We start from the raw sequence: 20,708 nt of genomic DNA on the forward strand, positions 1-20,708 counted from the left end.
AGAGCCAGCGACCCCCGCGCACCAACCGGTGCACGTTGATCATGCGGGGGTCGCTCCATTTCCGGAGCCGGATGTGCATCACCCACCCACCACGATTATCACGGTGGACCAGCTCCAGGCAGTCGTCGAATACTTCTCACAGTTCGACGCATTCGCATTTGACGTCGAATCCATCGGACCTCACCGAGGAATTCCCGCCCAAAACGAAGTCGCTTGGCTATCGCTGGCCACCCACGGCGCAGCAGTCGTCATTCCCATGGCACACCCCATCGGAAACCGGATCATCGGGGAAGAGAAGATCCCGAAAACCGGAAAAGACGGTAAAGTACGAAACTATAAGTCTCCCATCTGGGAGCCACCCCCCACACAGCTACGGCGCAGCACCGTATTTGGGATGCTGGCGCCACTCTTCAAAAGCGACCGCGTCAAGATCGCTCACAACGAGCCATTCGACCTGGTCTCCGTCGCCAAATACCTCGGCTTCATGCCACCCCCGCCCTATCACGACACCATCGTCTCGTCATGGTTGTTGGATGAAAATCGGCTCAACGGCCTGAAGCCAAGGATGAAAGAGGACTATGGCCTTGACTATGACAAAGAGAACGTCGGCAAGCAGGTAGAGAAATTCGCGCTGAGCACAGTCGCCACCTACGGACGCCTCGACGCCATCGGCCCCTGGCTGATGTACAAGCGCCACCGCCAGCTCCTGGCCGAAGAAGGCCTGACTGACGCGTGGCAGCTGGAGATGGACGTGATGGCCGTCGTGGCGGACATGGCATCCGTCGGAGCACCGATCTCCGCCGCGTGGCTACAGCACCTCAGAGACGATCTCAGCGCCGAGCTAGAAGACCGTGAGGCGGATGTCTACAAGGCCGCCGGCCGCATCCTCAACATCAGCTCGCCCGTCCAGAAGTCCGAGGTCCTCTACGCCCCCAAGCAGGCAGGAGGTCAAGGACTCAAGATCACCGCCTACACCCCCGGCGGCGAGAAGAAGCGCAGAGCCAAGGCCGAGCTCACCTGGGCCGACTACAGCACCGACGCAGCAGCTCTCAAAGCCCACGCCAAGAACCCCGTCGCCGCCGCGATCCTGGCCTATCAGGAGACGGCGAAACTCCTCAGCACCTACGTCAACGCCTACCTCGGTGACGACGAAAACCCCGGCCTGATATTCGACGGCCGAATCTACGCGAGCTTCCTCCAATACGGCACCGTCACCGGCCGATTCAGTTCACGTAACCCTAACCTTCAGAACATCCCCATCCGCACCAAAGCCGGAGCGAAAATCCGGCGCTCATTCGAAGCGGCTGAGGGCTGGTCCCTCATCGTCGCCGACTACAGCGCCATCGAGCTCGTCCTGCTGGCACATTTCGCAGGCGACGGACTCCTCAAACAAGGATTCCTCAACGGCATCGACCCCCACACGGTCACCGCCACCGGAATTCTCGGCAAGAGCCCGCAGGAACTAACCGGAGCCGAACGAACTATCTACGGCAAAACGGTTAACTTCCTGATCGGATACGGAGGGGGAGCAAAACTCCTGGCTGAGAAAGCAGAGATCAAACTCCGCGAAGCCGAAGAGATCATCAAGCAACACCAGACGCAGTTCCCCGAGATCTACGCTTTCAAGTCCCGCGTCATCCGCACGGCCCGGAACAGAGAACCTGTCCCATACGTCAAAACTCTGTCCGGCCGCAAGCGCCGCGTCCCGGATCTTCACTCACCCGACGACTACAAAAGATTCGGCGCCGAGCGCCAGGCGGTCAACTCCATCATCCAAGGAACGGCCGGAGACCTCAACAAGATGTCGATGGTTCGTGCCTATCGTGGATTCAAACAAGCCGGTATCCACGACAAGGCTCGCCTGGTCCTCACCGTCCATGACGAAATCGTGGCCGAAGCCCACGACAGCGTCCTGGAACAAGCCGAAGCCATCGTCCGCGAGGCAATGATCGGCGAAGAAATGAAAGCCCTCATCGACGTCCCCCTCAAGGCGGACTTCGAAATCGTCAAAGATTGGTCCGCCGCAAAATCATGACAGAGATCATCGACCTCACCGCGAGCCGCAGACTCCGACTCCTGTTCGACCTGTGCGACCACGAAGAAAACTTCACGCAAGTCCGCGAGGTCATGCGGAAAATGGGCGTCGTCCCACCCAGCGACGAAGGCTTCGCCTTCGAACACGTCCAAAGCCATCTCCGCGAAGCACTGGTCGCGAATTATCGGCCGGTCGTCGAAGCCTACGGACGCCTTATAGCCGAAATCGTCACCTGTCTTACCCTGGATGAGTCGGAGCCACTGGATCTCCAAGCTCTCAAAGAAGAGATCGACACCGAGTCCAGCATGTACGCCGAAATCATCCTCGCAGTCCTCGGACAAATCGCGCTGGACGCACTAGAAAACCAACAAGTAGGTACCGCCGTTGTCTAATTTCTTCCTCGAACGCGCGAAGCGTCTAGCCGCCGAAGGCCAGCCCGTCCCCGTCAACGCCCCACCAGCTCCCCAGGCCGCCGGCATGAGGCCGTGGTGGGACACCACGCCTCAGCAAGCACCACCGGTCCAACCGGTCCAACCAGTCCAGTCGACGCAGCACTACCCCCAGCAGCCACCTCAGGGCCCGACAAAGGCAACCAGCGCGAACTTCAGCGAGAAGTGCCCAGGCTGCTGGTCCAGCAACTACATGCCCATCGAAGGCCGCTGGAAATGCTTCAACTGCGGCTACCCCGTCGTGCAATCCGGCTCCGGAGTCGGCGTCTCATCCGGAGACGGCAAAGCCGCCCAGCCCGCCCGCCAGGTCGAACACGGCGGCCTGAGCAACCAATTCAATCCCGGCCACATCATCGGCCACGTCTAAGTAATTCCTGGAGATCCTCAGTGACTGCCATGTCGGTGTTCGCCGATACCATTTACCGCCAGAAGTACGCCCAAGAAGGCGAAAATTGGCCGGACACCGCCCGCCGCGTCGCTGAGGCGGTCATGGGCCCCTACCTCCCCGAGCTCGTGGAGGAGATGACACAGCTCATCACCGACCGCAAGTTCGTCCCCGGCGGCCGATACCTCTACGCCGCCGGCAAGCCCTTCCACCAGGTGCAGAACTGCCTGCTCATGAAGGTCGGCGACAGCCGGGAGGAATGGGCTGACCTCATGCGCCGCGTCACCTCCGGCCTCATGACCGGCGCCGGCGTCGGCGTGGTCTACTCCGACCTCCGCGAAAACGGCGCCCCCGTCAAAGGCATGGGCGGAACCAGCACCGGACCGCTGGCCCTCATGGAGATGGTCAATGAGGCCGGCCGACACATCATGCAAGGCGGCAGCCGACGCTCGGCGATCTGGGCAGGCCTGCACTGGTGGCACCCCGACATCTTCGAATTCATCGGAATGAAAAACTGGTCCGACGCCGTCCGGAACCTGAAGGAAAAGGACTTCAACTTCCCGGCCAGAATGGACGGCACCAACATCTCCGTCATCTTGGACGACGCCTTCTTCGAAGCCTTCCACAACCCCGATCACCTCCTGCACGAGCACGCCCAGCTGGTCTACTGGCAGACCGTCACCGCCATGCTCACCACCGCCGAGCCAGGCTTCAGCGTGGACGTCGGCGAGAACGCGGGCGAACACCTACGCAACGCCTGCACCGAGATCACCAGCCGCGACGACAACGACATCTGCAACCTCGGCTCCATCACCCTGCCCCGGATCTCCGGCCCCGAAGAGATGGCGCGCGTCGTCGAGCTCGCCACCGCGTTCCTGCTGTGCGGCACCCTCTACAGCCTCACGCCCTACGCGGAGGTCGACGTCACCCGCACCAAAAACCGGCGCCTCGGCCTCGGCCTCATGGGAGTCGCCGAATGGCTGGCCATGCGAAGCAAGCCCTACGGTCCTGACCCCGAACTGGCCGAGCTCCTGACCATCTACGCCACCTCCACAGAGATCGCCCACCGCTACGCCGACCAGCTCGGCGTCAGCCGGCCCATCAAGACGCGGGCGATGGCGCCCACCGGCACGCTGGCGATCATCGCTGAGACCACGTCCTCCCTGGAGCCGGTGTTCGCGACCGCCTACAAGCGGCGCTACCTCAAGGGTGAGGATTGGCACTATCAGTACGTCGTGGAGCCGATCGCCGCCCGGCTGGCCGAGGCCGGTATCGACCCCGACACCATCGACACCGCCTACAGCCTGGCCGAGGATCCTGAGCGTCGCATCGCGTTTCAAGCGTGGGTTCAGCGCTTCGTCGACCACGGCATCAGCTCGACCCTCAACCTGCCCGCCTTTGAGAAGCAGTCCTTCAGCATCCCCGCATTCGGCAACATGTTGATCAAGCACCTACCGGACCTGCGCGGTGTCACCTGCTACCCCGACGGCTCACGCGGCGGTCAGCCCCTGACGGCTGTGCCCTACGCCGAGGCCAACGGCTGGGAGGGCTACGAGTACGAGGAAGTCGGCTCCGGCCAGGCATGCGCCTCTGGCGTCTGCGGAGTCTAGAAAAACGAGAAGACCCCGCCGGGAAAGAGGGGCAAAAAACCGGCGGGGTCTACGTAGCGGGGACAGGATTTGAACCTGCGTCCTTTTGCTTATGAGGCAAACGAGCTACCGAGCTGCTCTACCCCGCTATGAGCTCGCGAGCGGCGACCTTCCGTAGCGAGAAGGCCATGCCCTTTACATGACGCTTGGATGGATAACCGTCCACGAGCTCCTCCCAGAATAACTGACGAAAAATTCTTTCGCAAATCTGGAACACGTAGTTGATACACCCTCTCGCCGCACTCCTTTTAGCGCCCTACGGTTGAGTTCAGAGACACCCGCAATCACCAGAGAGCTGCGCAGGAAGGCAAAGACCTGGCTGCGGGATAGCGCAATATCCTGCCAGTCTCTAGGCCCCTCGGATACCAAACTGCTCTCCGAGGGGCCGCATTCCCCCTGAAATTCCGGGAAAGAGACATGCCACTGAACTCTGATGCTCTAGCGCTCGTCGCGGAGATCAACAAGAAACACGGCGCAGGCAGCATCGCTCTGGCATCGTCGATTAACCACTACGGCCGAATCACCACCGGCAGCCTCGCCCTGGACGTCATCCTCGGCGGCGGATGGGCAGTCAACCAATGGCACGAAGTCATCGGCCAAGAAAGCCAGGGAAAATCGGCGATCGTTCTTAAGACCATCGCCGCCAACCAAGCCATTGACCCTGACTTCGCCACCTTGTGGATCGCCTCGGAAACCTACGACACCGACCAGGCGAAAGCCCTCGGCGTCGACAACGAACGCGTCGCCGTGGTGACGACGCAGAACATGGAGTTCGCATTCGAAACCATCATTCAAGGATGCGCTTCCAGGTCTTTTGACGCCGTCGTCCTCGACTCCTACCCGGCCCTCATTGCGAAGCCGGAAGAGGAGAAGAACATGGAGGACGCGCACGTCGCCGTCGGCGCCAGACTCGTCGGAAAGTTCTTCCGGAAAGTCGGCGCGGCGATGAAGCGTTCACTGGACGAGCCGGACCGGGCGATCACCTGTTTCTTTATCAATCAGTACAGGGAAATGATCGGCGGCTTCTCACCGTACGGGCCGGCACTGACGACGCCCGGAGGTAAGGCTAAGAACTTCGCGATGTGGTCACGCATCGAAGTCAAGCGTGACGAATTCATCGACGAAGCCAGGGCCGGCAAGGGCAAGACAAGAGTCGGCCAGGCCATCAAGGTAAAGACCTTGAAGAACAAGAGCGCACCACCGCAGCAGGTAGCAACCATCCGGTTCTACTTCCGCGACGCTCCGATTCTCGGATTCTTCCGAGGAGACTACGACCTGGCCGCCGAATACTTCACCTACGCCGTCCTGTACAACCTGATCGAGCGGCGCGGCGCCTATTACTTCTACGGTGAGCGGAAATGGCAGGGACAAGACGCTGTCTTGTCAGATCTCCGCGCTGAACTCGACCTCCAAGAAGAGCTCCGCAACCGCGTGCTTTTCGAGGCGGCTCGACCCGACCGCGAGCGCTACACATGAAGCAGTCCTCCGCCGTCATCCTCGGCATCATCACAGGACTCATCCTTGCCAGCTGTAGCCCCTCCTTCAAAACCAAGGTCTACACGCCAGATAAGAAGCCGGAGACTTCTGATGGTTCACAAACACTACAGAGGTGATCCCGAGGCGGGATGCGCTTTCCTCAGCATCGGAGCCTTGCTTATCGTCGGCACCGTTTTCTGGGGTCTGATTATCTGGGGTCTTTACGAGCTCATCACCTACATCAGCACTCTCAACGGAGGAAGCTGATGTGCGGCAAGGAAACCGTCGTCGTCGACCGGCACAGCAAGATCTTAGAAATTCCGGCCGACAAATGGGTCATTGAATTCGGCGACCTGCAAATCCTCTCAGACGGAAAAGTGATCGCTACCTTCAAAGCGGGCCACTGGTCAGCCGTCTGGTTCTCCACCGCCATCAAGGTGCGCAGATGATCACAGACTCGCAAGCCCAAGAGAAACGAGCCGCCAAGGACTACGGCGGCACCGTGAACTCCGGCTCCGGCAACGGGCCCTGGAGAAAGAACGATGTCCGCTCGGACAAGTACTCCATCGAGTGCAAGGTCACCGGTAAGGCAAGTTTCCGGCTCTCCCTCAAGGATCTCCTGCTGGCATACAAACAGGCTCTATTGGATGGCCGGATCATGTTGTTCGAAGTCGAGATGCAAGGCCACCAATTTGTGACTCTGAAGAAGACCGACTTCCTCGCGATGTTGGAGGATAAAACGTAAGTGGTAATGCAGCCCCGACGGCATGCCCCTGACTGGGAGGCCGAGGGTGCGAAATGTTTGAACTTCCCCAGCTCCCGCGAATACGACCCCTGGTTCTCCACCGAACACGCAGAAGACGCCAAAGCCATCTGCAACGGCACGGACGACGGCATCATCTGCCCGATCCGAAATGAGTGCAGCGTCTACGCCTGCGTCAACAACGAGTCGTACGGAGTGTGGGGAGGGAGATCCGAAGAAGAACGAATCCTCCTACGCCGGGCTGTCCGTAAGAAGTACCGCACCCGGCCGGACCTGGCCCCAATTTCGGAATGGACATGGCAGCACCCCGAATCAAACTAACCGGCTCGCTGGCCGACATCGCGGCCTTGCGCAAGCGGCCATCGGTGTTGCTGAGTCGAATCTACGAACACCTGGTGGCCGAGAACGCCAAGCCATCCACCCGCCGGCAGGACATTCTACATCCAAGCGAGATGTCAGCCGACGACTGGTGTCCCCGCCAGACCTACTACCGCATCAGAGATGTAAAAGCAGGACTCCCACACGTGGGGGAGAAGTTCTCCGCACAGACCCTCATGATTTTCGAAGAGGGTCACGCGATCCATTCCAAGTGGCAGAACTGGCTCAAGAACATGGGCCTCCTGTACGGCAGGCAGACATGCTTGAATTGCGGTTTGAAATCCGCAAGAAACATCAAAGCCTTCCTGAACTGCCCAACATGCAAGTCGCCGACCATGCGCTACGACGAAGTACCGCTCTCGGCCGAGGACACACACCTCATTGTTGGCCACGCTGACGGCTACGTCCCTGATTTTGACGCCCTCATTGAAATCAAGAGCGTCGGCCTCGGAACCCTGCGCATGGATGTCCCCGATCTCCTGCGCGAGCACACTGTAGAGACCATCACCGGCGCCAAAATCACCGACCTCGAAGGGGTCTGGCGAAACCTTCACGAACCGCTGGCTCCGCACGTCCGCCAAGGCACGCTCTACATATGGATGGCTCAGCTCGCCGGCCTCCACGTAGAGAAGATGATTTTCCTCTACGAAAGCAAGGCTAACCAGCAGATCAAAGAGTTCACCATCGGCTTGGACCGCGAGGTCCTCGACCCCATGCTGAATTCGGCCTTGGAAATCAAAAACGCCCTCGAAGGGGCAGCCCTACCCCCCGGCAGAAATCACCGGCAGGACAGTGTCAAATGCAAGAAGTGCCCATTCGCAGAGGAATGCTGGAATGCGGACCCTGACCCGGCACGTGAACCAAGCCCGCAAGCCGGCCGCCGCTCCGCTCGACGACGCCACCCAGCAGGCGCTGGAGCACCTGGCCGCGAAGGGCTTCCGGCTCCCGGACCGACCGGCCGGCGAGAGACCAACGCTCCCGGCCGACGTGACCGAACTCTCAGACGAAGAGCTGATGAGCCTGTACGCCCAGACAGTGGCCTGGACCCAGTACGCCGCCGGACAGTGCGCCATCGCGGAGGTAGCGGAACGGACAGCTGAAGACCGGCTGGAAGAGGCCAAGGCCGCCGCGATCGTCACCGGCAGCGGAAAAACGGCGACCGCCTTGAAAGCCTCCGCCGCTGACAACCCAGCCGTCATAGCAGCTCGCCAAAAACACGCTGAAACCTACGCGCTACGCAAGCTGATGGCCGTCGTCGCCAGCGCAGCGGAAAACGATACGAAATTCCTGAGCCGTGACCTCACCCGGCGCACAGGAATCTCAGACCAGACCCGGAGAAACAATAAGTGGAACACGTGATAAACGGCTCCCAGGACAACAACGACGACATCCTCATGGCTCACCTCGATGACGTCGTAGACACCTACAGCATCCTGGTTGACCCCAACGGGAAAATCGTCAAGACACACGGTGTGGCGTCCTGCGGAAATTATGAGGGCGGCGAAGCGCAAGTGTGCGCGATCCATAACCCGACTAAGCACCACATGAACGAGTGGCCAGCGGTTTTCCGCATGGATAAAAACGCCCTCATTGAGCGCACCTGCCCTCACGGCCTCGGACACCCCGACCCTGACTCGCTCGCGTTTTTTATCAAGCACGGCATCACAAGCCTCGGCGCCCACGGATGCGACGGCTGCTGCACACCGGAGACCAAGGAAATCGAATCATGATCGCCGTCCCCACAGTCGAGCTCATCGCCCAACCAATGATCATCAGCGCCGAAATGCTCAGCGCGATGGAGAGCCGGCTGGAAGACGTCAACGGCGTCTCCGACCCAGACCTCATCTATGAGCACGCCGGACGCGGCTGCTACCGCAGCTACCACCGGCCCAACCCCGAGACGTCACTCAACCGCGACTACCTCGGCAAGTCCATCATCAACAACGGCCACTACAGCGTCCTGGAGCACGGCAGCTTCGTCTTCCACGTCAAGGGCATCTCCCGCGCCCTGCTGGCCGAACTCACCCGCCACCGGCACCTGAGCCCGTCTGTGGAGAGCCTGCGCTTCTGCCCGCCCCGCGACTACGTCATGCACCCGACGCTTCGCCCCTACAACTACCTGCACGAGGCCATCGAGCGGCACTGGCAGGAGACGCTCCAGGTCTACTTCATGATCTTCGACACCCTCACGGTCGACGGGCTGACGAAGAAGCAAGCCCGAGAGGCCGCCCGCATGGTGTTGCCCCTGTCGACGGCAACCGACCTCGTCATCTCCGGCAACGCCCGCGCCTGGCGCGAGGTGCTGGCTAAACGATTCGACCCGGCGGCCGACAAGGAGATCTACGAGCTCGCCGGCACCTTCCTGTCCATCCTCAAGGACGTCGCTCCGGCCGCCTTCCAAGACATGCCCTACCCCACCACCCTCGCAGCAGCTTGAACAGGAGACATCCATGACCACCACCATCAAGCCCGCCACGTTCGAAGCCAAGGTCACTGACTGGCTCGGCCAGGAGATCCACGCCGGAGACAGGGTCGTTTACCCGGCCCGCCACCCCGATGGCACTAAGACCATGGTCCTGGCCGAGGTGATCAAACTCAGTGTCGAGCGTAGCTGGGGCAGGTACGTCCCGAAGATGATGGTCCGGCCGATCGGCGAGAGCCGTAAGCGCAACGTCGACCGGACGTGGTACCCGGTCCTCATCACGGCGTTCGAGGCGGTCACGAAGCTGTCACAGAGGGACGCCGCGTGAGTGGCCGTGTAGTGGATCTCCTGCGCAAGGCGAGCGAGTATCCGGCCGTTGTCTACTACGTGAAATCAGGCAGGCCAAGGCCGTACACCAAGCGTGGGCATGTCGTTCAACGCCTTCAGAGTATGAACCGGAGAGAGCTGGAGGACGCCCGAATTTTCGCCCTCGATGCCTATCCCGAGCCGGGACAAATCGGCTGGCGTGAAGTCACCGGAGATTTCATCAGTATCGGCTGGTCTTTCAACGACACGAAGGTATACGGAATCATCCTGGCAGACGGGACGGTGCAGTCAAAGTGACTCAAGTCATCGCCCTCTGCGGGTACGCAGGAGTCGGCAAGGACACCGTCGCCAACATCCTGGCCGAAAATCACGGCTTCAAGCGCCTGGCCTTCGCCGACAAGGTGAAGGAGGTGCTGCTGGAAATCGACCCCATCATTCAGGGCTATAGGGAGACGTACCGTCTCTCCGATCTCATTGAAGGGATGGGCTGGGACTACGCCAAGGGCGAGTACCCAGAGATTCGGCGCCTGCTCCAGCACGTCGGCACCGACTTTCGGAACCTCGTCGACGACCAGGCGTGGATTCGGCCAGTCGTCAAAGAGATCTTCTACGGCTCGGCATCTAAGGTCGTCGTCTCCGATGTGCGTTTCTTTAACGAGGCCAGAGCACTAAGGAACATTTCGGGAACCCAGCTAACGATCGTCCGACTAACTCGACCAGGTATCGGCCCGGCCAACGATCACATCAGCGAAAACACCCCTATACCCCACGACCTGGAAGCGCCGCTGGACAGTGTCAGCTTGGACCAGATGCCGTCATACGTCGAGAATCTACTGAGACTCATTGAGTCGACACAAGACAACCGTCAATCCTTGTGGGACAAATTCATCAAAGAGATCGACCAGGTAAGTGGCCAGGCCTAAAGACATCGGCACAGCGGCAGAAACTGCGGTCGTCAAGGCTTTGAGGCTCAACGGTTTCCCGCACGCGGAACGTCGCGCTCTCGCCGGATCCTATGACCTCGGGGATATCACGGGAACGCCAGGGATCTGCTGGGAAGTTAAAGGCGGGGCTGCCGCCAAGGACGCTTCTGACGGTCAGATCGAAAAATGGCTGGCTGAAACAGAAACCGAGCGCCTCAACTCCAGATCAGATATCGGTGTCCTGGTCGTCCAGCGTCGTGGAATCGGGCCGAAGAACGCTGACCGGTGGTGGGCGATATTCCCGCTGTGGCTACTGGACTCTTTGGCGAAAGACCTTCATGTGGTCAGCCTCAACACCTGGCACATCCCCGTACGAATGACTCTCGGAAACCTGTGCACCCTGTTACGCGACGCAGGATACGGCCAACCTCTCGAAGAAGCAGCGTAAAACCCAGCCCCATAGCACGGGGCTGGGTTTTCGTGTTCCTAAGAAAAGATCGGTTTCCAATACCCTGGAAAAACCGGGCAAATATCCGGACTCTACAAGGTACAGGAAACACATGGACGACAACACCGCGCTTTTGAAGGTGCGCGCCTCCTCGGACGCCACCCGCCTAGCCTCCGCCATCAGCCACGCACTATACGACGGCAAAGAGGTCTCCCTGCGCTCCATCGGCGCCGGAGCAGTTAACCAGTCCGTCAAAGCTCTCGCCATCGCTCAGTCCTACGTCGGCTCCAAGGGGCTATCCCTCACCTGCCGGCCAGGATTCACCAGCGTCACCATGGACGACGGCGAAACCGTGACAGCCATCCTCTTCAAGGTCTACTCGCAGTAAAAAACCGGCCCCAGCGATTTATCCTGAATAGGAACGCTTAACCTACGCCCATTTGGGAGAACCAATGGACCCGGTCACCAACAATTTCCCGAAAATGGGTAAGACCAACGCCAGCCTGAAGAACACCTCCGCTTCCGGCACCGGCCGCGCCGCATCGCGCCCGCGAGCCGGAAGCGGTGTCGGCGGCGCCCTGGACGCGGTCATGAACGGCGGCATCCGGCGCCACACCTCAGAGCGCCTCGGCTCCGTCGGCGCCCCGCAGACCACCTACGCCCCGCAGACCACCTCTGCGGCCGGCGCCACCGAGCGCAACATCAAGCTCCTGCCGCCAGCGATGCGCTACACCGAGCCCTTCTCCGCCCCGATCTCCTACGGACGCTGAGATGCCTCTCCCCGTCATCGCGGGCGTAGCCGCCCGATTCCTCGGCGGACGCCTCCTGGGAGCCGCTGCCGGCCGCATGGGCGCCTCAGCGGCCACTGAGGCAACTGCCGGTCGGCTCGGCCAGTTCGCCGGGGGAGCACTAGCCAACTCCGTCTCCTCTGCCTATGACCGTCACGAGGCACGCCGGGCCGAGGAAGAGGGCACTACCCCCCAGAGTGATCGCGTGAGGTAACAGTGGCCTCTTCCTCCGGCTTCAGCCCATGGCAGTACCTCCCGCCGGTCGACCAGCCCGGCAGCCTCACCACCGGAGGCGGCGGCACCAGCCCCTACCGAGACGTCCTGGACGCCAGGCGCCAAGGCAAGCCACCGCCTTTCCAACCGGATGCCCAATACCCGGCCGGCTACATCGGCGATATCCAGTCCCGGCGCGGCGACCGGCTGCTCAACCACCTCAAAATCAGCCTCACCAAACGGCCATACACCAATCGCGGTGTCCACAAAGGCACCCGCATTGATCCCGGCGATTACGAGTGGCCAGAGTGGTTCAACCCGAAAAGCGGCCTGAAGGCCGAAGCGCGCGGCGAGCGATTCAAACCCCTGGGTAATCCAGTCGAAATGCTCGCCCACCAGGGTAAGAACGCAATCCGCACCCCGGAAGAGCTTGACCGGATCTCACAGCGATACGGCTACCAAGGCGCCTCACCAAGCCAATACACCGCTAACCGGCTCCGTGATCTCGTACCATCCTGGCGCTAGGCATTAATAACCTCGGCGACTGAATCCATACGCTTGATATGTCATTTGATTTATCGGGCAAACGGAGATGTCGTGGCCTACGCCGAAAACCGCAGTCTGAACGCTGAGCTACTCAAGGGCACCCGCGAGGGCGGCAATTACGACGAAACCCCCAATCGCGGCGGTGTCGTCTCTGCCCCCACGGCTCCGTTGATCCGTGCCGCCTCCTACCGGATGCACGGGTGCTGATCCATGTCTGAGCCAATCCCCGTCCGACCGGAGCACGGCGCCGTGGTGACCGACGACGACCGCGATCCCGACCAGTGCGACGCCACCGAGTACGAGCTGCCTGAGTCCGAGTGGGCGGTCGACGAGTGAACGTCAAGATCACCGCTGACGAGATGATCGCCGTCGCCAAGGAGCAGCTCGGCTACATCGAGCCGGCCAGCGGCAAAACGAAATTCGGCATCTGGTACGGCGACCGCGTCGACGACTCCGGCTTCGACGACGCCGCCTGGTGCGACATGAGCTTGGTCTGGTGCGCCTGGGAAGCCGGCCGACGCAAGGGCGGCAAAGCCGCCGCTGAGGCCGCCGTAGAGCAGGTCGGCCAGTTCGCCTACACCCCATGGCACGCCGGCTACTGGGCTCGCAAGGGACGCTTCAACAACACCCCGTCCAAGGGTGCTCTGGCGTTTTTCAACTGGTCCGGCCCGCACAGCCTGAACGCCATCGATCACGTCGGCCTAGTCATCGGCACCACCGACCGAGGCGAGATCATCACGCTGGAAGGCAACACCACTTCCAACGGCAAAGTCGGCTTCTACAAGCGCTACCGGCACCGCTCCTCGATCGTCGGCTTCGCCCACCCCGCCTACGTCAAGGCCGGAAGCGTCAAGCCACAACCTGCCAAGACGACGAAGTATCCGTTGGCCGCCGGCAAATGGTTCGGACCCACCGCGACCGACAAAACCAATGTGAAGCGCATTCAAAAGCGCCTCGGCGAGCAAGGCCACGAGGTTCCAGTCGACGGCGCCTACGGTCCGAAAACCGTCACAGCCGTCAAGGCCTTCCAAGAGCGTTCCAATCTGACTGTTGACGGCCTTGTCGGGCCGATCACCTGGGCTGCTCTTTTCTAAACTTCTTTAAGGACCACTACCCGAGCTTATGAGCGCTACCACCACACGAATTCGGCTTCTCTTCTGCGAAACCTGCGGATCTTGTGAGGAACTCCCTGACTACACGGGACACCCTGACGGAGACACCGCCCTGGCCTACCTCATCAGCAGCCGCCACCAATTCCCCTCCGGCGACCCCCACGGAGGCGGCCATCTCGCCGACGTCTCCAAAGCCGAATGGGATAACCCCCGCTATCGCAACCAGATCATCAAGCAGATGAACGAGTCCATCAAAGCTGGCGGCAGCGAAGGACTCGGAAACACCTTCTACGAGACGAAGAACACCTTCGCTGACGACGCCGGACAATGCTGGAAGCGTCATAACCGCACCACTGATTGCGGCGATTACCGGACCCCGTCCAAAGAACTCGTGCCGGACACCAAGGAACTCCGCAAGGAAGCCGGTCTCAGCACCAGGGCCCGCGACAGGCCGAAAATCTTCCTCTGCGACTTCTGCCCTGTGCAATCGGTGATCGAGCAACGCAAGAACGACGCTCGCGGCATCTACCACTTCAAGAACTAGAACTTAGGACCACCACATGAACACCTCGGACGTCCCGATTATCGGCGAGAAGAACGAAGCCACCACCGAGTATGACCTACACACCGCATTCGTCGTCTTCGTCGACCGCAACGGCGCCGTCGGCGTGACCCCTGACCCCCAGCTGCTGGCCGAGGCCGTCTCCATCACCAGGCCGGCCTCCGGTGATGAGATGTACGGCGCCATGGCCAGCGCCATGGGTGACCTGGACGCCCAGCGAGCCGCCCTCAACGTGCACTCTTTGATGACGCAGCAGGCCAGAGCCATGGCCAATGCTCAGGAGACCGCCCGCCTGGCCGTAATGGTCAACAACAGCAAGCGCGGCTAGGTATACTGGTTCTCGCGCGTCAGAGCACCTCTTGATTGAGGCTTCGGAGTACTGGCTGATAACTAACTTTGTTGAGCTCTGACGCGCACCAGCAAGCGCGGTCCGAACATCGAGGATTAAGAACGATAGTTAGCTTGCCTGATGGTTGGGCGTGCAGGTCGCGAGCCTGGCTATCGTCGCCGCAATCGAAGTACCAAAAGCACCCCCTGACTTGATCCCAGGGGGTGCTTTTGCATTTCCGGACTGAAACCTTATTATCCTGCGCGGATATCCTGGATTCATGCCGGAAAAAAGCGAAAACTTCTTTCTCCGACGAGCGACGAAAATCAGCGTCACTCCCGGAGAGTCCGGCTATTTCTCAGCCCCTGACGAAGGCCTTGATCCTTCACTTTTCAACGGCGACCGGCTCCATGGCCATGTCCGCCTGTGGCTGCTCCAGACGCTCTACACCTACCTGGACACCCGCTGGAAGCAGCCGACGGCCTGGTGTAACGCATGGATCGCCGGGAGCGGCATCTCTCATCAGTGGTCGGCCGCCCGAGGCAATGGCGACCTCGACATCCTGCTCGGCGTCGATTGGCCGCGATTTCGGCAGCTGAATCCCGGCTACGAGGGCCTGGCCGACCGCGAGCTCGCCACCCTGCTCAACAACCAGCTGCGCGACGAACTCTGGCCACGTACCGCGCTGACCAGATTCGGGGCTCAAACGTATGAAGTCACGTGGTTCATCAACCTGAATTCGGCCGACATTCGGAATATCAAGCCCTACGCCGCGTACAACCTGCCTACCGACACCTGGACAGTCCGGCCGCCGAAACTCCCAGTAGATCCCGCCAGCCGTTTCCCGGCCGAGTGGAATAAGGCCATCGAGGGCGAAGCTCGTACCGCAGCCCAGATCATCGATCGCTACAACTCGGCGCTGAAAATGGCTCGCTCACGCGGCGCGAATACCGGCGCCTGGACCAACGCCATGGCCATCGTCCGTCTCGCCCAGGACCAAGCCACCGCCCTCTATGACGACATTCACTTGGGCCGACGCGAGGCATTCAGTGAATTCGGCGACGGCTACGCCGACTGGCACAACTACCGCTGGCAGAGCCACAAGAAGAACGGCATCGCCGCAGCCCTGCACGAGCTCGCCAAAACCAAGGTGAGCCGCGTCCCCGACACCTCGAACGCTCTAATTTCGGCTCTGACCTGGAGAAACACATGAGACACGTAGCCATCACCATCGAAGGCGTCCTTCGCGATCCCATCACCGGCCAGCCGGATGAGCGTGGACGTGAGCTCTACCATGCACTGGCTAACAATTACCGGGTCACACTATTGGCTGACAGAAACGTCGTCGACGTCGCCGACTGGTTGTTCGTTGAAGGCTTCACCAAGCACACCAAAGTCATAGCGGCATCGAGAAAAGTCGAAGACCCCAGAGAAATTCGGCTCAAGCAGATTCGCCTCTTGCGAACCGTCGGAGACGTCGACCTCGTCATCACCTCGGAACCGCTGCTGGTCGACGACTTCTACACCATGGGTCAACCACACCTGCTCTTTATCCAGCCCAAACACCTCGGCCAGCTCCCGCCTCGGGAGACCTGGGACGAGCTCACAGCCCGCGTTGACGACGACCGCCGTCGCGCCGCAGCCCTGCACGACGACGAGGACACATGATCCAAAACAACAACATCGCCGCCCTTTCCGGCCGGAAGAGCGGATTCGCCTACGGCATGTTCGACGGCGCACTTAGCGGTAACCGGAAAGGCTCGCCCGACAAAAGCGCCAGGGCTCGCGTAGAGGCTCACCGAGCCATGCGTGAGATTGATTACCACCACAACCGCAACGAGCACGCAGCACGAGTTCTAGAGGCTCCTGAGTACATTAAAGCCGTCGGTGCCGCGAACTTGGACGTGACTAAGGACCTCGACCGTCACAAGCTCAAGCACGAGGTCAAGTCGACGAAGACGATGCACAAGGTCAATTCCCGCATCGCTGAAAGCCGGCACACACAGACCATGGCCTTCGGCGACCAGCTGAACGCCCAGAAAATCGGCCACTTCACCGATCAGGTCGCTGCCGGCATGCGCCGCCCAGTCAGTGGCTCCGGCTCTCCGGGCAAGGCTCCGAAGTCCAGTCAGGCGCCAGCTGCTCAGCCGTGGAACCGGCCAGCCGGCGCCTCACCGTCGGCCGTGCGTAGCGCCGCAAGTGGCAATCCAGCTCCTGCTCCTAGCCCTGCGCCGCAGCGGCAGCGCCCCAACGTCCCTGTGCCGCCAGGCGCCGCGCCGGACGAGGGGCTGAACAAGAAGCAGGCAGGGAACTTCGGCCGAGTGTCTGATGATCTAGGCGATATTGCGCGTCGGATGAATAGTCGCCAGGTCAATTCACCGGATCCGGCCACGTCCTCGCCCGATAGCGCGACGCCCAAGAAGCAAGCACGTCGGACACCTCCGCCGGACAGGCTGGTTCATTCCGCTAAACCCAATGCGGACCCAGAACCGCAGGCGACTCCAGCACCTCAGCAGAAAGACAATTCTGCGGGCGGACACGTCACGCCAAGCGTAAGACAACTGGCTGAAGAGCACGGCGTAAACCCACACGGTTTGACAGGGACCGGAGCAAATGGCCGCGTCCGTAAACGAGATGTACGTGATGCTGCCGTTTCTTCGGCTGAATCTCGTATGGAAAGCTTTAGTTCCGGTGTCAACCACACGCCTGCCAGCCGCCCCAGAGCAACCGGCCACATCACGATTCAGGGCAACTACGCTCGCAACCCTGCGCAATACCCTGCTTCAGCCCCAGGCGACTCTTCGGTCAAGCGTCCAGCTGGTCCAGGCCCTCAGGCTGCTCCGGCGCGAGGCGACTCCATCGTCAAGCGTGCCACAGAACCCTCAGCTGTCGCTCCGGCTCCGGCACGCGGTGACTCCATCACCAAGCGCCCCTTGGGCCCAGCCGCGACGCCGGCTCCAGCTCCGGCACGAGGTGACTCTGTGGCCAAGCGCACCAAGGCGCCGACCGACCGGCCGCGATCGTCTGGTCACGTCATGATTCCCGGCAATCACGCCAGCAGCCCGGCGTTCTCCGGCATAGCTGCACCAGGCGACGCCGTTACCAAGCGCGGTCGATCCAAGGTTCGTGCAGAGCCGGTGACTAAGCGAAATTCCGGCAAGACGGAGACGGTCTCTAGGCCGAATACCTCACGGCCCCGCGCTATGGGACGTGTCAACATCCCCGTTACCGAGGAACACGTTCACAATAATTCCCTGGTTCCCGGCGTTAAGGCAGGAGACACGAAGCGGCCAGGCTTCCAACGACTATCTGAAGCGGCGGTTAACGAGATCAAGAATTACTACCGCAAGTGATCTGGTACCCGGCCGGCGCCGAAATTCCAGGATGGCGCACCCTGCTATACGAGCGCGGGGTGCGCCATATGGCCATGTCATACGTCGGGCTTGGCCGCCGCGTCAAGAACACCGACACTTGGAGTATCGGCGCCAAGTTTCCGGCTGACGTGAAGGTTCTACTCGACTCTGGTGGCCACACCATCAATAAGCAGAACGTCGACACTGACTTGGGGCTCTTGCCAGTGACCCTCGAACGTTACGAGCGGTTCGCAATCGAGAACCTTGATCGTGTCAGCCTCGCCGTTGAACTTGATGCCAAGGCCCTCACCTCGGCGCTTCGTCGGGCGCATCGCTCTAGACTCCACGAAGTCTTTCAAGATCGTTTCCTTCCTATTTGGGACTCTGACACTGGGCTGAACGAGCTCCAGCGCCTGGCGGACACCTATGGCCGCGTAGGCGTCTCTCAGACGGTCCTAGGAGGCCGGGACATCACTCCGGTACTCCGGAGTCTAGCCCGCGCCGGTACACGGCTCCACGGCGTTGCTATGACCCAAATTGAGGCCATGCGGACCATCCCTTGGGATTCGGTCGCCTCAACGAGCTGGCTCAGCCCGTCCCAGTATGGCGACACCATCATCTGGACCAGCCAGGGCGAACTTAAGCGCTACCCGCGCCGGTATGCCGACCAAGCGCGCAAGCGCTACCGCACCTACCTGACCCAACACGGTTTCGACGCCGCCGCGATCGAGGCCGGAAATTCGACCGAGCTCTTGCGGCTCTCTATTTGGAGCTGGAACGCCTACGTGACCCATCTCAATGAGCAAACAACCATGGTGTATCTACTACACCGCCTGAAACGCATGATGTCGCTAATGCGGAACTACTACCCCATGATGTTGATCAACCCCTTGGGGTAATGCGGAATTTTCCGCCCCCCGACGACGCCCCGAAAAGTAACTCAACGTCACGGGCCCGGACCTCTAAAGCCACCCTGCCCGGCGTCGCTGTCGTCGACAAGACGGTGCGAGAGCTCGACGAAAACGGCAACCGCGTAGAGCGGAAAATCGGCCTCCTGTCGACAGCCGGCGAGTCTAACCGCACCTGCGACTCATGCTTCCTCGCCGGAAAATGCCCCCAGTATCAGCCGGAGACCGAATGCGCCTTCGACCTGCCTGTAGAGGCTCGCACAACGGACCAATTGGCCCGCTTGCAGGAAGTTCTCATCGAAATCCAGACGCAAAGGGTCATGTTCGCCCGATTTTCCGAGGAAATCGAGGGCGGGTACCCAGACCCCAACGTCGGTACCGAAATCGACCGGCTCCAGAAAATGCTCAAAACCAAGAATGAGATGGACTCCGAAGGCTTCACGCTGTCGGTGAAGGCGCACAGCCGCAGTAGCGGAGAATCGGGCCTCATCGGAAGACTCTTCGGATCCGATGCCAGCCAGCAGGCCAGAGCCATCGAGCCGGTACGCGCTGAGGACGTCGGCTACGAGATGGGCATCGTGGACGCGGAACTGGTCTGACATGTAGTTGATACACCTCTTGGGGTGAGGCTTGGAACTGCCCTACAGTGAGTGTGTGGGCCGGAGACGCGACCGCAACGACTCGCTTCCGGCCCACAACACCCGAGCATAGGGAAGCTTGGCCATCCCGCTTGCTTTGGGGGCAAGAGAATCGTAGGTTCGAATCCTACTGCTCGGACGGGGCAGTTACTCGACGCTCTGCCGTAACAAAATGCCTCGGGTGAGATAACGGTGTAGCGCTGGTATCGTACGGCCAGCGTGCAGAGTTCGAACCTCTGAATCTCGCGAAGTCTCCGTAGCTCAGCGGAAAGAGCGGCCCAAAAACGGAGGGGCGGCAGATGAGAGGTTGCGGATGCACCAGGGCCGAGCCTCCAGCTCAAAAGGCTGAGAGGGTGGGAAATTGTATTCCTCGGTAGGGAAGCGCGTTTTCCAAACTCATCCATAGCGCCGGTTCAAATCCGGCCGGAGACACGAGCTAAAGTAAATATCGGGCGAGTGGCGAAACGGTAGCCGCGCCGGACTCAAAATCCGGTGAGTTTGTACAGCTCGTGTGGGTTCGAATCCCACCTCGCCAACTAGGCCGCCATAGTCCAACGGTAGAGGCGTCCGGCTTAGACCCGGAATGTTGGGAGTTCGAATCTCTCTGGCGGTACGTAAGGCCACTAGCGCCCGAGCGGACGGGCACCGGACTTTTAATCCGGACTGAGGTTGGGTTCGAGGCCCCCTGGTGGCACGCCGACGTAGCTCAATTGGATAGAGCAGCATCCTTGTAAGTTGCAGGCTGGGTGTTCGATTCACCCCGTCGGCTCCAATGGCCGTTAGCTCAGAGGCAGAGCGTCGCACTGTTAATGCGAGAGTCCCTGGTTCGATCCCAGGACGGCCAGCTGTGACCGTAGCTCAGAGGCAGAGCACCGGGTTGTGAAGCCGGTACGCGAGAGTTCGAGTCTCTCCGGTCACCCCATTCCCCGTTCGTCTAACCAGGCCGGACGCTGCGCTTTGGTCGCAGTAATCGAGGTTCGAATCCTTGACGGGGAGCCACAACGC

The 20,708-nt window shown here is 60.8% G+C and carries 28 protein-coding genes and 9 tRNA genes; 35 read left to right on the forward strand and 2 right to left on the reverse strand.

All coding sequences use genetic code 11. The annotated features are described in order from the left end of the window. The first annotated feature begins 103 nt into the window (after positions 1–103). From AB0G15_RS05490 to AB0G15_RS05500, 3 genes are all read left to right on the forward strand, one after another. Positions 104–2,035 (forward strand): DNA polymerase, encoded by a 1,932-nt coding sequence (locus tag AB0G15_RS05490; protein ID WP_362835619.1) that lies wholly within the window; start codon positions 104–106, stop codon positions 2,033–2,035. Next, positions 2,032–2,427: a hypothetical protein gene (locus AB0G15_RS05495; RefSeq protein WP_362835621.1), complete on the forward strand. Its 396-nt coding sequence runs from the start codon at positions 2,032–2,034 to the stop codon at positions 2,425–2,427. Before AB0G15_RS05490 ends, AB0G15_RS05495 begins: the two co-directional genes overlap by 4 nt. Before the next feature lie 453 nt (positions 2,428–2,880). Further along, positions 2,881–4,479 carry a hypothetical protein gene (locus AB0G15_RS05500; protein WP_362835623.1) on the forward strand — a complete coding sequence of 533 codons (1,599 nt, stop codon included), beginning with the start codon at positions 2,881–2,883 and terminating at the stop codon, positions 4,477–4,479. A 54-nt stretch (positions 4,480–4,533) separates the two neighbouring features. Here the strand turns inward: AB0G15_RS05500 and AB0G15_RS05505 are convergent. Then, positions 4,534–4,607: transfer RNA gene (locus AB0G15_RS05505), tRNA-Met, on the reverse strand. A gap of 328 nt (positions 4,608–4,935) precedes the next feature. Between AB0G15_RS05505 and AB0G15_RS05510 the strand changes: the two genes are divergently transcribed. From AB0G15_RS05510 to AB0G15_RS05525, 4 genes are all read left to right on the forward strand, one after another. Beyond that, positions 4,936–5,994, forward strand: coding sequence for a hypothetical protein (locus AB0G15_RS05510; RefSeq protein ID WP_362835625.1), 1,059 nt, complete (start codon positions 4,936–4,938; stop codon positions 5,992–5,994). A gap of 266 nt (positions 5,995–6,260) precedes the next feature. After that, the gene (locus AB0G15_RS05515) at positions 6,261–6,443 is read left to right on the forward strand and encodes a hypothetical protein (RefSeq protein ID WP_362835627.1); all 183 of its coding nucleotides are present in this window, start codon (positions 6,261–6,263) and stop codon (positions 6,441–6,443) included. Beyond that, positions 6,440–6,739: a hypothetical protein gene (locus tag AB0G15_RS05520; protein ID WP_362835629.1), complete on the forward strand. Its 300-nt coding sequence runs from the start codon at positions 6,440–6,442 to the stop codon at positions 6,737–6,739. Before AB0G15_RS05515 ends, AB0G15_RS05520 begins: the two co-directional genes overlap by 4 nt. Positions 6,740–6,745: 6 nt before the next feature. Then, positions 6,746–7,078 carry a WhiB family transcriptional regulator gene (locus AB0G15_RS05525; RefSeq protein WP_362835935.1) on the forward strand — a complete coding sequence of 111 codons (333 nt, stop codon included), beginning with the start codon at positions 6,746–6,748 and terminating at the stop codon, positions 7,076–7,078. Between the two features lie 134 nt (positions 7,079–7,212). Here AB0G15_RS05525 and AB0G15_RS05530 read toward each other — a convergent pair whose 3' ends face one another. Next, positions 7,213–7,758: a hypothetical protein gene (locus tag AB0G15_RS05530; RefSeq protein ID WP_362835631.1), complete on the reverse strand. Its 546-nt coding sequence runs from the start codon at positions 7,756–7,758 to the stop codon at positions 7,213–7,215. A gap of 211 nt (positions 7,759–7,969) precedes the next feature. Here AB0G15_RS05530 and AB0G15_RS05535 point away from each other — a divergent pair, with 211 nt between their 5' ends. The 28 genes from AB0G15_RS05535 (at position 7,970) to AB0G15_RS05670 (ending at position 20,702) form a co-directional block, all read left to right on the forward strand. Further along, positions 7,970–8,494, forward strand: coding sequence for a hypothetical protein (locus AB0G15_RS05535; protein WP_362835633.1), 525 nt, complete (start codon positions 7,970–7,972; stop codon positions 8,492–8,494). Continuing rightward, positions 8,482–8,865: a hypothetical protein gene (locus AB0G15_RS05540; protein ID WP_362835635.1), complete on the forward strand. Its 384-nt coding sequence runs from the start codon at positions 8,482–8,484 to the stop codon at positions 8,863–8,865. Before AB0G15_RS05535 ends, AB0G15_RS05540 begins: the two co-directional genes overlap by 13 nt. Then, positions 8,862–9,572 carry an FAD-dependent thymidylate synthase gene (gene thyX, locus AB0G15_RS05545; RefSeq protein ID WP_362835637.1) on the forward strand — a complete coding sequence of 237 codons (711 nt, stop codon included), beginning with the start codon at positions 8,862–8,864 and terminating at the stop codon, positions 9,570–9,572. The genes AB0G15_RS05540 and thyX overlap by 4 nt, the downstream gene beginning before the upstream one ends. A 13-nt stretch (positions 9,573–9,585) precedes the next feature. Beyond that, the gene (locus AB0G15_RS05550; RefSeq protein ID WP_362835639.1) at positions 9,586–9,885 is read left to right on the forward strand and encodes a hypothetical protein; all 300 of its coding nucleotides are present in this window, start codon (positions 9,586–9,588) and stop codon (positions 9,883–9,885) included. Beyond that, the gene (locus AB0G15_RS05555; protein ID WP_362835641.1) at positions 9,882–10,181 is read left to right on the forward strand and encodes a hypothetical protein; all 300 of its coding nucleotides are present in this window, start codon (positions 9,882–9,884) and stop codon (positions 10,179–10,181) included. Before AB0G15_RS05550 ends, AB0G15_RS05555 begins: the two co-directional genes overlap by 4 nt. Next, positions 10,178–10,807: a hypothetical protein gene (locus tag AB0G15_RS05560; RefSeq protein WP_362835643.1), complete on the forward strand. Its 630-nt coding sequence runs from the start codon at positions 10,178–10,180 to the stop codon at positions 10,805–10,807. Before AB0G15_RS05555 ends, AB0G15_RS05560 begins: the two co-directional genes overlap by 4 nt. Then, positions 10,794–11,255: a hypothetical protein gene (locus AB0G15_RS05565; protein ID WP_362835645.1), complete on the forward strand. Its 462-nt coding sequence runs from the start codon at positions 10,794–10,796 to the stop codon at positions 11,253–11,255. The genes AB0G15_RS05560 and AB0G15_RS05565 overlap by 14 nt, the downstream gene beginning before the upstream one ends. 112 nt (positions 11,256–11,367) lie before the next feature. After that, a complete protein-coding gene (locus AB0G15_RS05570; RefSeq protein WP_362835647.1) occupies positions 11,368–11,643 on the forward strand; it encodes a stage V sporulation protein S in 276 nt (91 codons plus the stop codon). Positions 11,644–11,737: 94 nt separating this feature from the next. Beyond that, positions 11,738–12,025 (forward strand): hypothetical protein, encoded by a 288-nt coding sequence (locus AB0G15_RS05575; protein WP_362835649.1) that lies wholly within the window; start codon positions 11,738–11,740, stop codon positions 12,023–12,025. A gap of 234 nt (positions 12,026–12,259) precedes the next feature. Beyond that, complete coding sequence (locus tag AB0G15_RS05580) at positions 12,260–12,781, forward strand: hypothetical protein (RefSeq protein ID WP_362835651.1); 522 nt, start codon at positions 12,260–12,262, stop codon at positions 12,779–12,781. Between the two features lie 72 nt (positions 12,782–12,853). After that, positions 12,854–13,009 carry a hypothetical protein gene (locus AB0G15_RS05585; protein WP_362835653.1) on the forward strand — a complete coding sequence of 52 codons (156 nt, stop codon included), beginning with the start codon at positions 12,854–12,856 and terminating at the stop codon, positions 13,007–13,009. Between the two features lie 3 nt (positions 13,010–13,012). Beyond that, the gene (locus AB0G15_RS05590; protein WP_362835655.1) at positions 13,013–13,138 is read left to right on the forward strand and encodes a hypothetical protein; all 126 of its coding nucleotides are present in this window, start codon (positions 13,013–13,015) and stop codon (positions 13,136–13,138) included. Then, the gene (locus AB0G15_RS05595) at positions 13,135–13,896 is read left to right on the forward strand and encodes a peptidoglycan-binding protein (RefSeq protein WP_362835657.1); all 762 of its coding nucleotides are present in this window, start codon (positions 13,135–13,137) and stop codon (positions 13,894–13,896) included. Before AB0G15_RS05590 ends, AB0G15_RS05595 begins: the two co-directional genes overlap by 4 nt. Positions 13,897–13,924: 28 nt before the next feature. Continuing rightward, positions 13,925–14,458 (forward strand): hypothetical protein, encoded by a 534-nt coding sequence (locus AB0G15_RS05600; RefSeq protein ID WP_362835659.1) that lies wholly within the window; start codon positions 13,925–13,927, stop codon positions 14,456–14,458. A 16-nt stretch (positions 14,459–14,474) separates the two neighbouring features. Then, positions 14,475–14,804, forward strand: coding sequence for a hypothetical protein (locus tag AB0G15_RS05605; protein WP_362835661.1), 330 nt, complete (start codon positions 14,475–14,477; stop codon positions 14,802–14,804). 280 nt (positions 14,805–15,084) lie between these two features. Further along, the gene (locus AB0G15_RS05610; protein WP_362835663.1) at positions 15,085–16,017 is read left to right on the forward strand and encodes a hypothetical protein; all 933 of its coding nucleotides are present in this window, start codon (positions 15,085–15,087) and stop codon (positions 16,015–16,017) included. Beyond that, positions 16,014–16,472 (forward strand): hypothetical protein, encoded by a 459-nt coding sequence (locus AB0G15_RS05615; RefSeq protein ID WP_362835665.1) that lies wholly within the window; start codon positions 16,014–16,016, stop codon positions 16,470–16,472. Before AB0G15_RS05610 ends, AB0G15_RS05615 begins: the two co-directional genes overlap by 4 nt. After that, a complete protein-coding gene (locus tag AB0G15_RS05620; RefSeq protein WP_362835667.1) occupies positions 16,469–18,157 on the forward strand; it encodes an E3 binding domain-containing protein in 1,689 nt (562 codons plus the stop codon). Before AB0G15_RS05615 ends, AB0G15_RS05620 begins: the two co-directional genes overlap by 4 nt. Continuing rightward, on the forward strand, positions 18,154–19,056 hold the full coding sequence (locus AB0G15_RS05625; RefSeq protein ID WP_362835669.1) for a hypothetical protein: 903 nt from the start codon (positions 18,154–18,156) through the stop codon (positions 19,054–19,056). Before AB0G15_RS05620 ends, AB0G15_RS05625 begins: the two co-directional genes overlap by 4 nt. Positions 19,057–19,160: 104 nt before the next feature. Beyond that, on the forward strand, positions 19,161–19,664 hold the full coding sequence (locus AB0G15_RS05630; RefSeq protein WP_362835671.1) for a hypothetical protein: 504 nt from the start codon (positions 19,161–19,163) through the stop codon (positions 19,662–19,664). A gap of 102 nt (positions 19,665–19,766) precedes the next feature. Continuing rightward, a tRNA-Pro gene (locus AB0G15_RS05635) sits at positions 19,767–19,842 on the forward strand. 311 nt (positions 19,843–20,153) lie between these two features. Then, positions 20,154–20,238, forward strand: a tRNA-Leu gene (locus AB0G15_RS05640). Positions 20,239–20,243: 5 nt separating this feature from the next. After that, positions 20,244–20,316: transfer RNA gene (locus AB0G15_RS05645), tRNA-Leu, on the forward strand. A 6-nt stretch (positions 20,317–20,322) separates the two neighbouring features. Next, a tRNA-Lys gene (locus tag AB0G15_RS05650) sits at positions 20,323–20,397 on the forward strand. A gap of 1 nt (position 20,398) precedes the next feature. Beyond that, positions 20,399–20,475, forward strand: a tRNA-Thr gene (locus AB0G15_RS05655). Between the two features lies 1 nt (position 20,476). Next, positions 20,477–20,548: transfer RNA gene (locus AB0G15_RS05660), tRNA-Asn, on the forward strand. Between the two features lie 2 nt (positions 20,549–20,550). Beyond that, a tRNA-His gene (locus AB0G15_RS05665) sits at positions 20,551–20,625 on the forward strand. A gap of 1 nt (position 20,626) precedes the next feature. After that, positions 20,627–20,702: transfer RNA gene (locus AB0G15_RS05670), tRNA-Gln, on the forward strand. The last annotated feature ends 6 nt before the right edge of the window (positions 20,703–20,708 follow it).

This window comes from Streptosporangium sp. NPDC023825, from assembly GCF_040639575.1.
In the GTDB taxonomy this organism is placed as follows: Bacteria; Actinomycetota; Actinomycetes; order Streptosporangiales; family Streptosporangiaceae; genus Streptosporangium.

What these genes read in the sequence shown, in the direction of transcription:
- AB0G15_RS05495 (WP_362835621.1), top strand. Translation starts at nt 2,032, where the DNA reads ATGACAGAGATCATCGACCTCACCGCGAGCCGCAGACTCCGACTCCTG.
- AB0G15_RS05500 (WP_362835623.1), top strand. Translation starts at nt 2,881, where the DNA reads ATGTCGGTGTTCGCCGATACCATTTACCGCCAGAAGTACGCCCAAGAA.
- AB0G15_RS05510 (WP_362835625.1), top strand. Translation starts at nt 4,936, where the DNA reads ATGCCACTGAACTCTGATGCTCTAGCGCTCGTCGCGGAGATCAACAAG.
- AB0G15_RS05515 (WP_362835627.1), top strand. Translation starts at nt 6,261, where the DNA reads ATGTGCGGCAAGGAAACCGTCGTCGTCGACCGGCACAGCAAGATCTTA.
- AB0G15_RS05520 (WP_362835629.1), top strand. Translation starts at nt 6,440, where the DNA reads ATGATCACAGACTCGCAAGCCCAAGAGAAACGAGCCGCCAAGGACTAC.
- AB0G15_RS05525 (WP_362835935.1), top strand. Translation starts at nt 6,746, where the DNA reads ATGCAGCCCCGACGGCATGCCCCTGACTGGGAGGCCGAGGGTGCGAAA.
- AB0G15_RS05535 (WP_362835633.1), top strand. Translation starts at nt 7,970, where the DNA reads ATGCGGACCCTGACCCGGCACGTGAACCAAGCCCGCAAGCCGGCCGCC.
- thyX (WP_362835637.1), top strand. Translation starts at nt 8,862, where the DNA reads ATGATCGCCGTCCCCACAGTCGAGCTCATCGCCCAACCAATGATCATC.
- AB0G15_RS05550 (WP_362835639.1), top strand. Translation starts at nt 9,586, where the DNA reads ATGACCACCACCATCAAGCCCGCCACGTTCGAAGCCAAGGTCACTGAC.
- AB0G15_RS05570 (WP_362835647.1), top strand. Translation starts at nt 11,368, where the DNA reads ATGGACGACAACACCGCGCTTTTGAAGGTGCGCGCCTCCTCGGACGCC.
- AB0G15_RS05575 (WP_362835649.1), top strand. Translation starts at nt 11,738, where the DNA reads ATGGGTAAGACCAACGCCAGCCTGAAGAACACCTCCGCTTCCGGCACC.
- AB0G15_RS05590 (WP_362835655.1), top strand. Translation starts at nt 13,013, where the DNA reads ATGTCTGAGCCAATCCCCGTCCGACCGGAGCACGGCGCCGTGGTGACC.
- AB0G15_RS05600 (WP_362835659.1), top strand. Translation starts at nt 13,925, where the DNA reads ATGAGCGCTACCACCACACGAATTCGGCTTCTCTTCTGCGAAACCTGC.
- AB0G15_RS05605 (WP_362835661.1), top strand. Translation starts at nt 14,475, where the DNA reads ATGAACACCTCGGACGTCCCGATTATCGGCGAGAAGAACGAAGCCACC.
- AB0G15_RS05610 (WP_362835663.1), top strand. Translation starts at nt 15,085, where the DNA reads ATGCCGGAAAAAAGCGAAAACTTCTTTCTCCGACGAGCGACGAAAATC.
- AB0G15_RS05615 (WP_362835665.1), top strand. Translation starts at nt 16,014, where the DNA reads ATGAGACACGTAGCCATCACCATCGAAGGCGTCCTTCGCGATCCCATC.
- AB0G15_RS05620 (WP_362835667.1), top strand. Translation starts at nt 16,469, where the DNA reads ATGATCCAAAACAACAACATCGCCGCCCTTTCCGGCCGGAAGAGCGGA.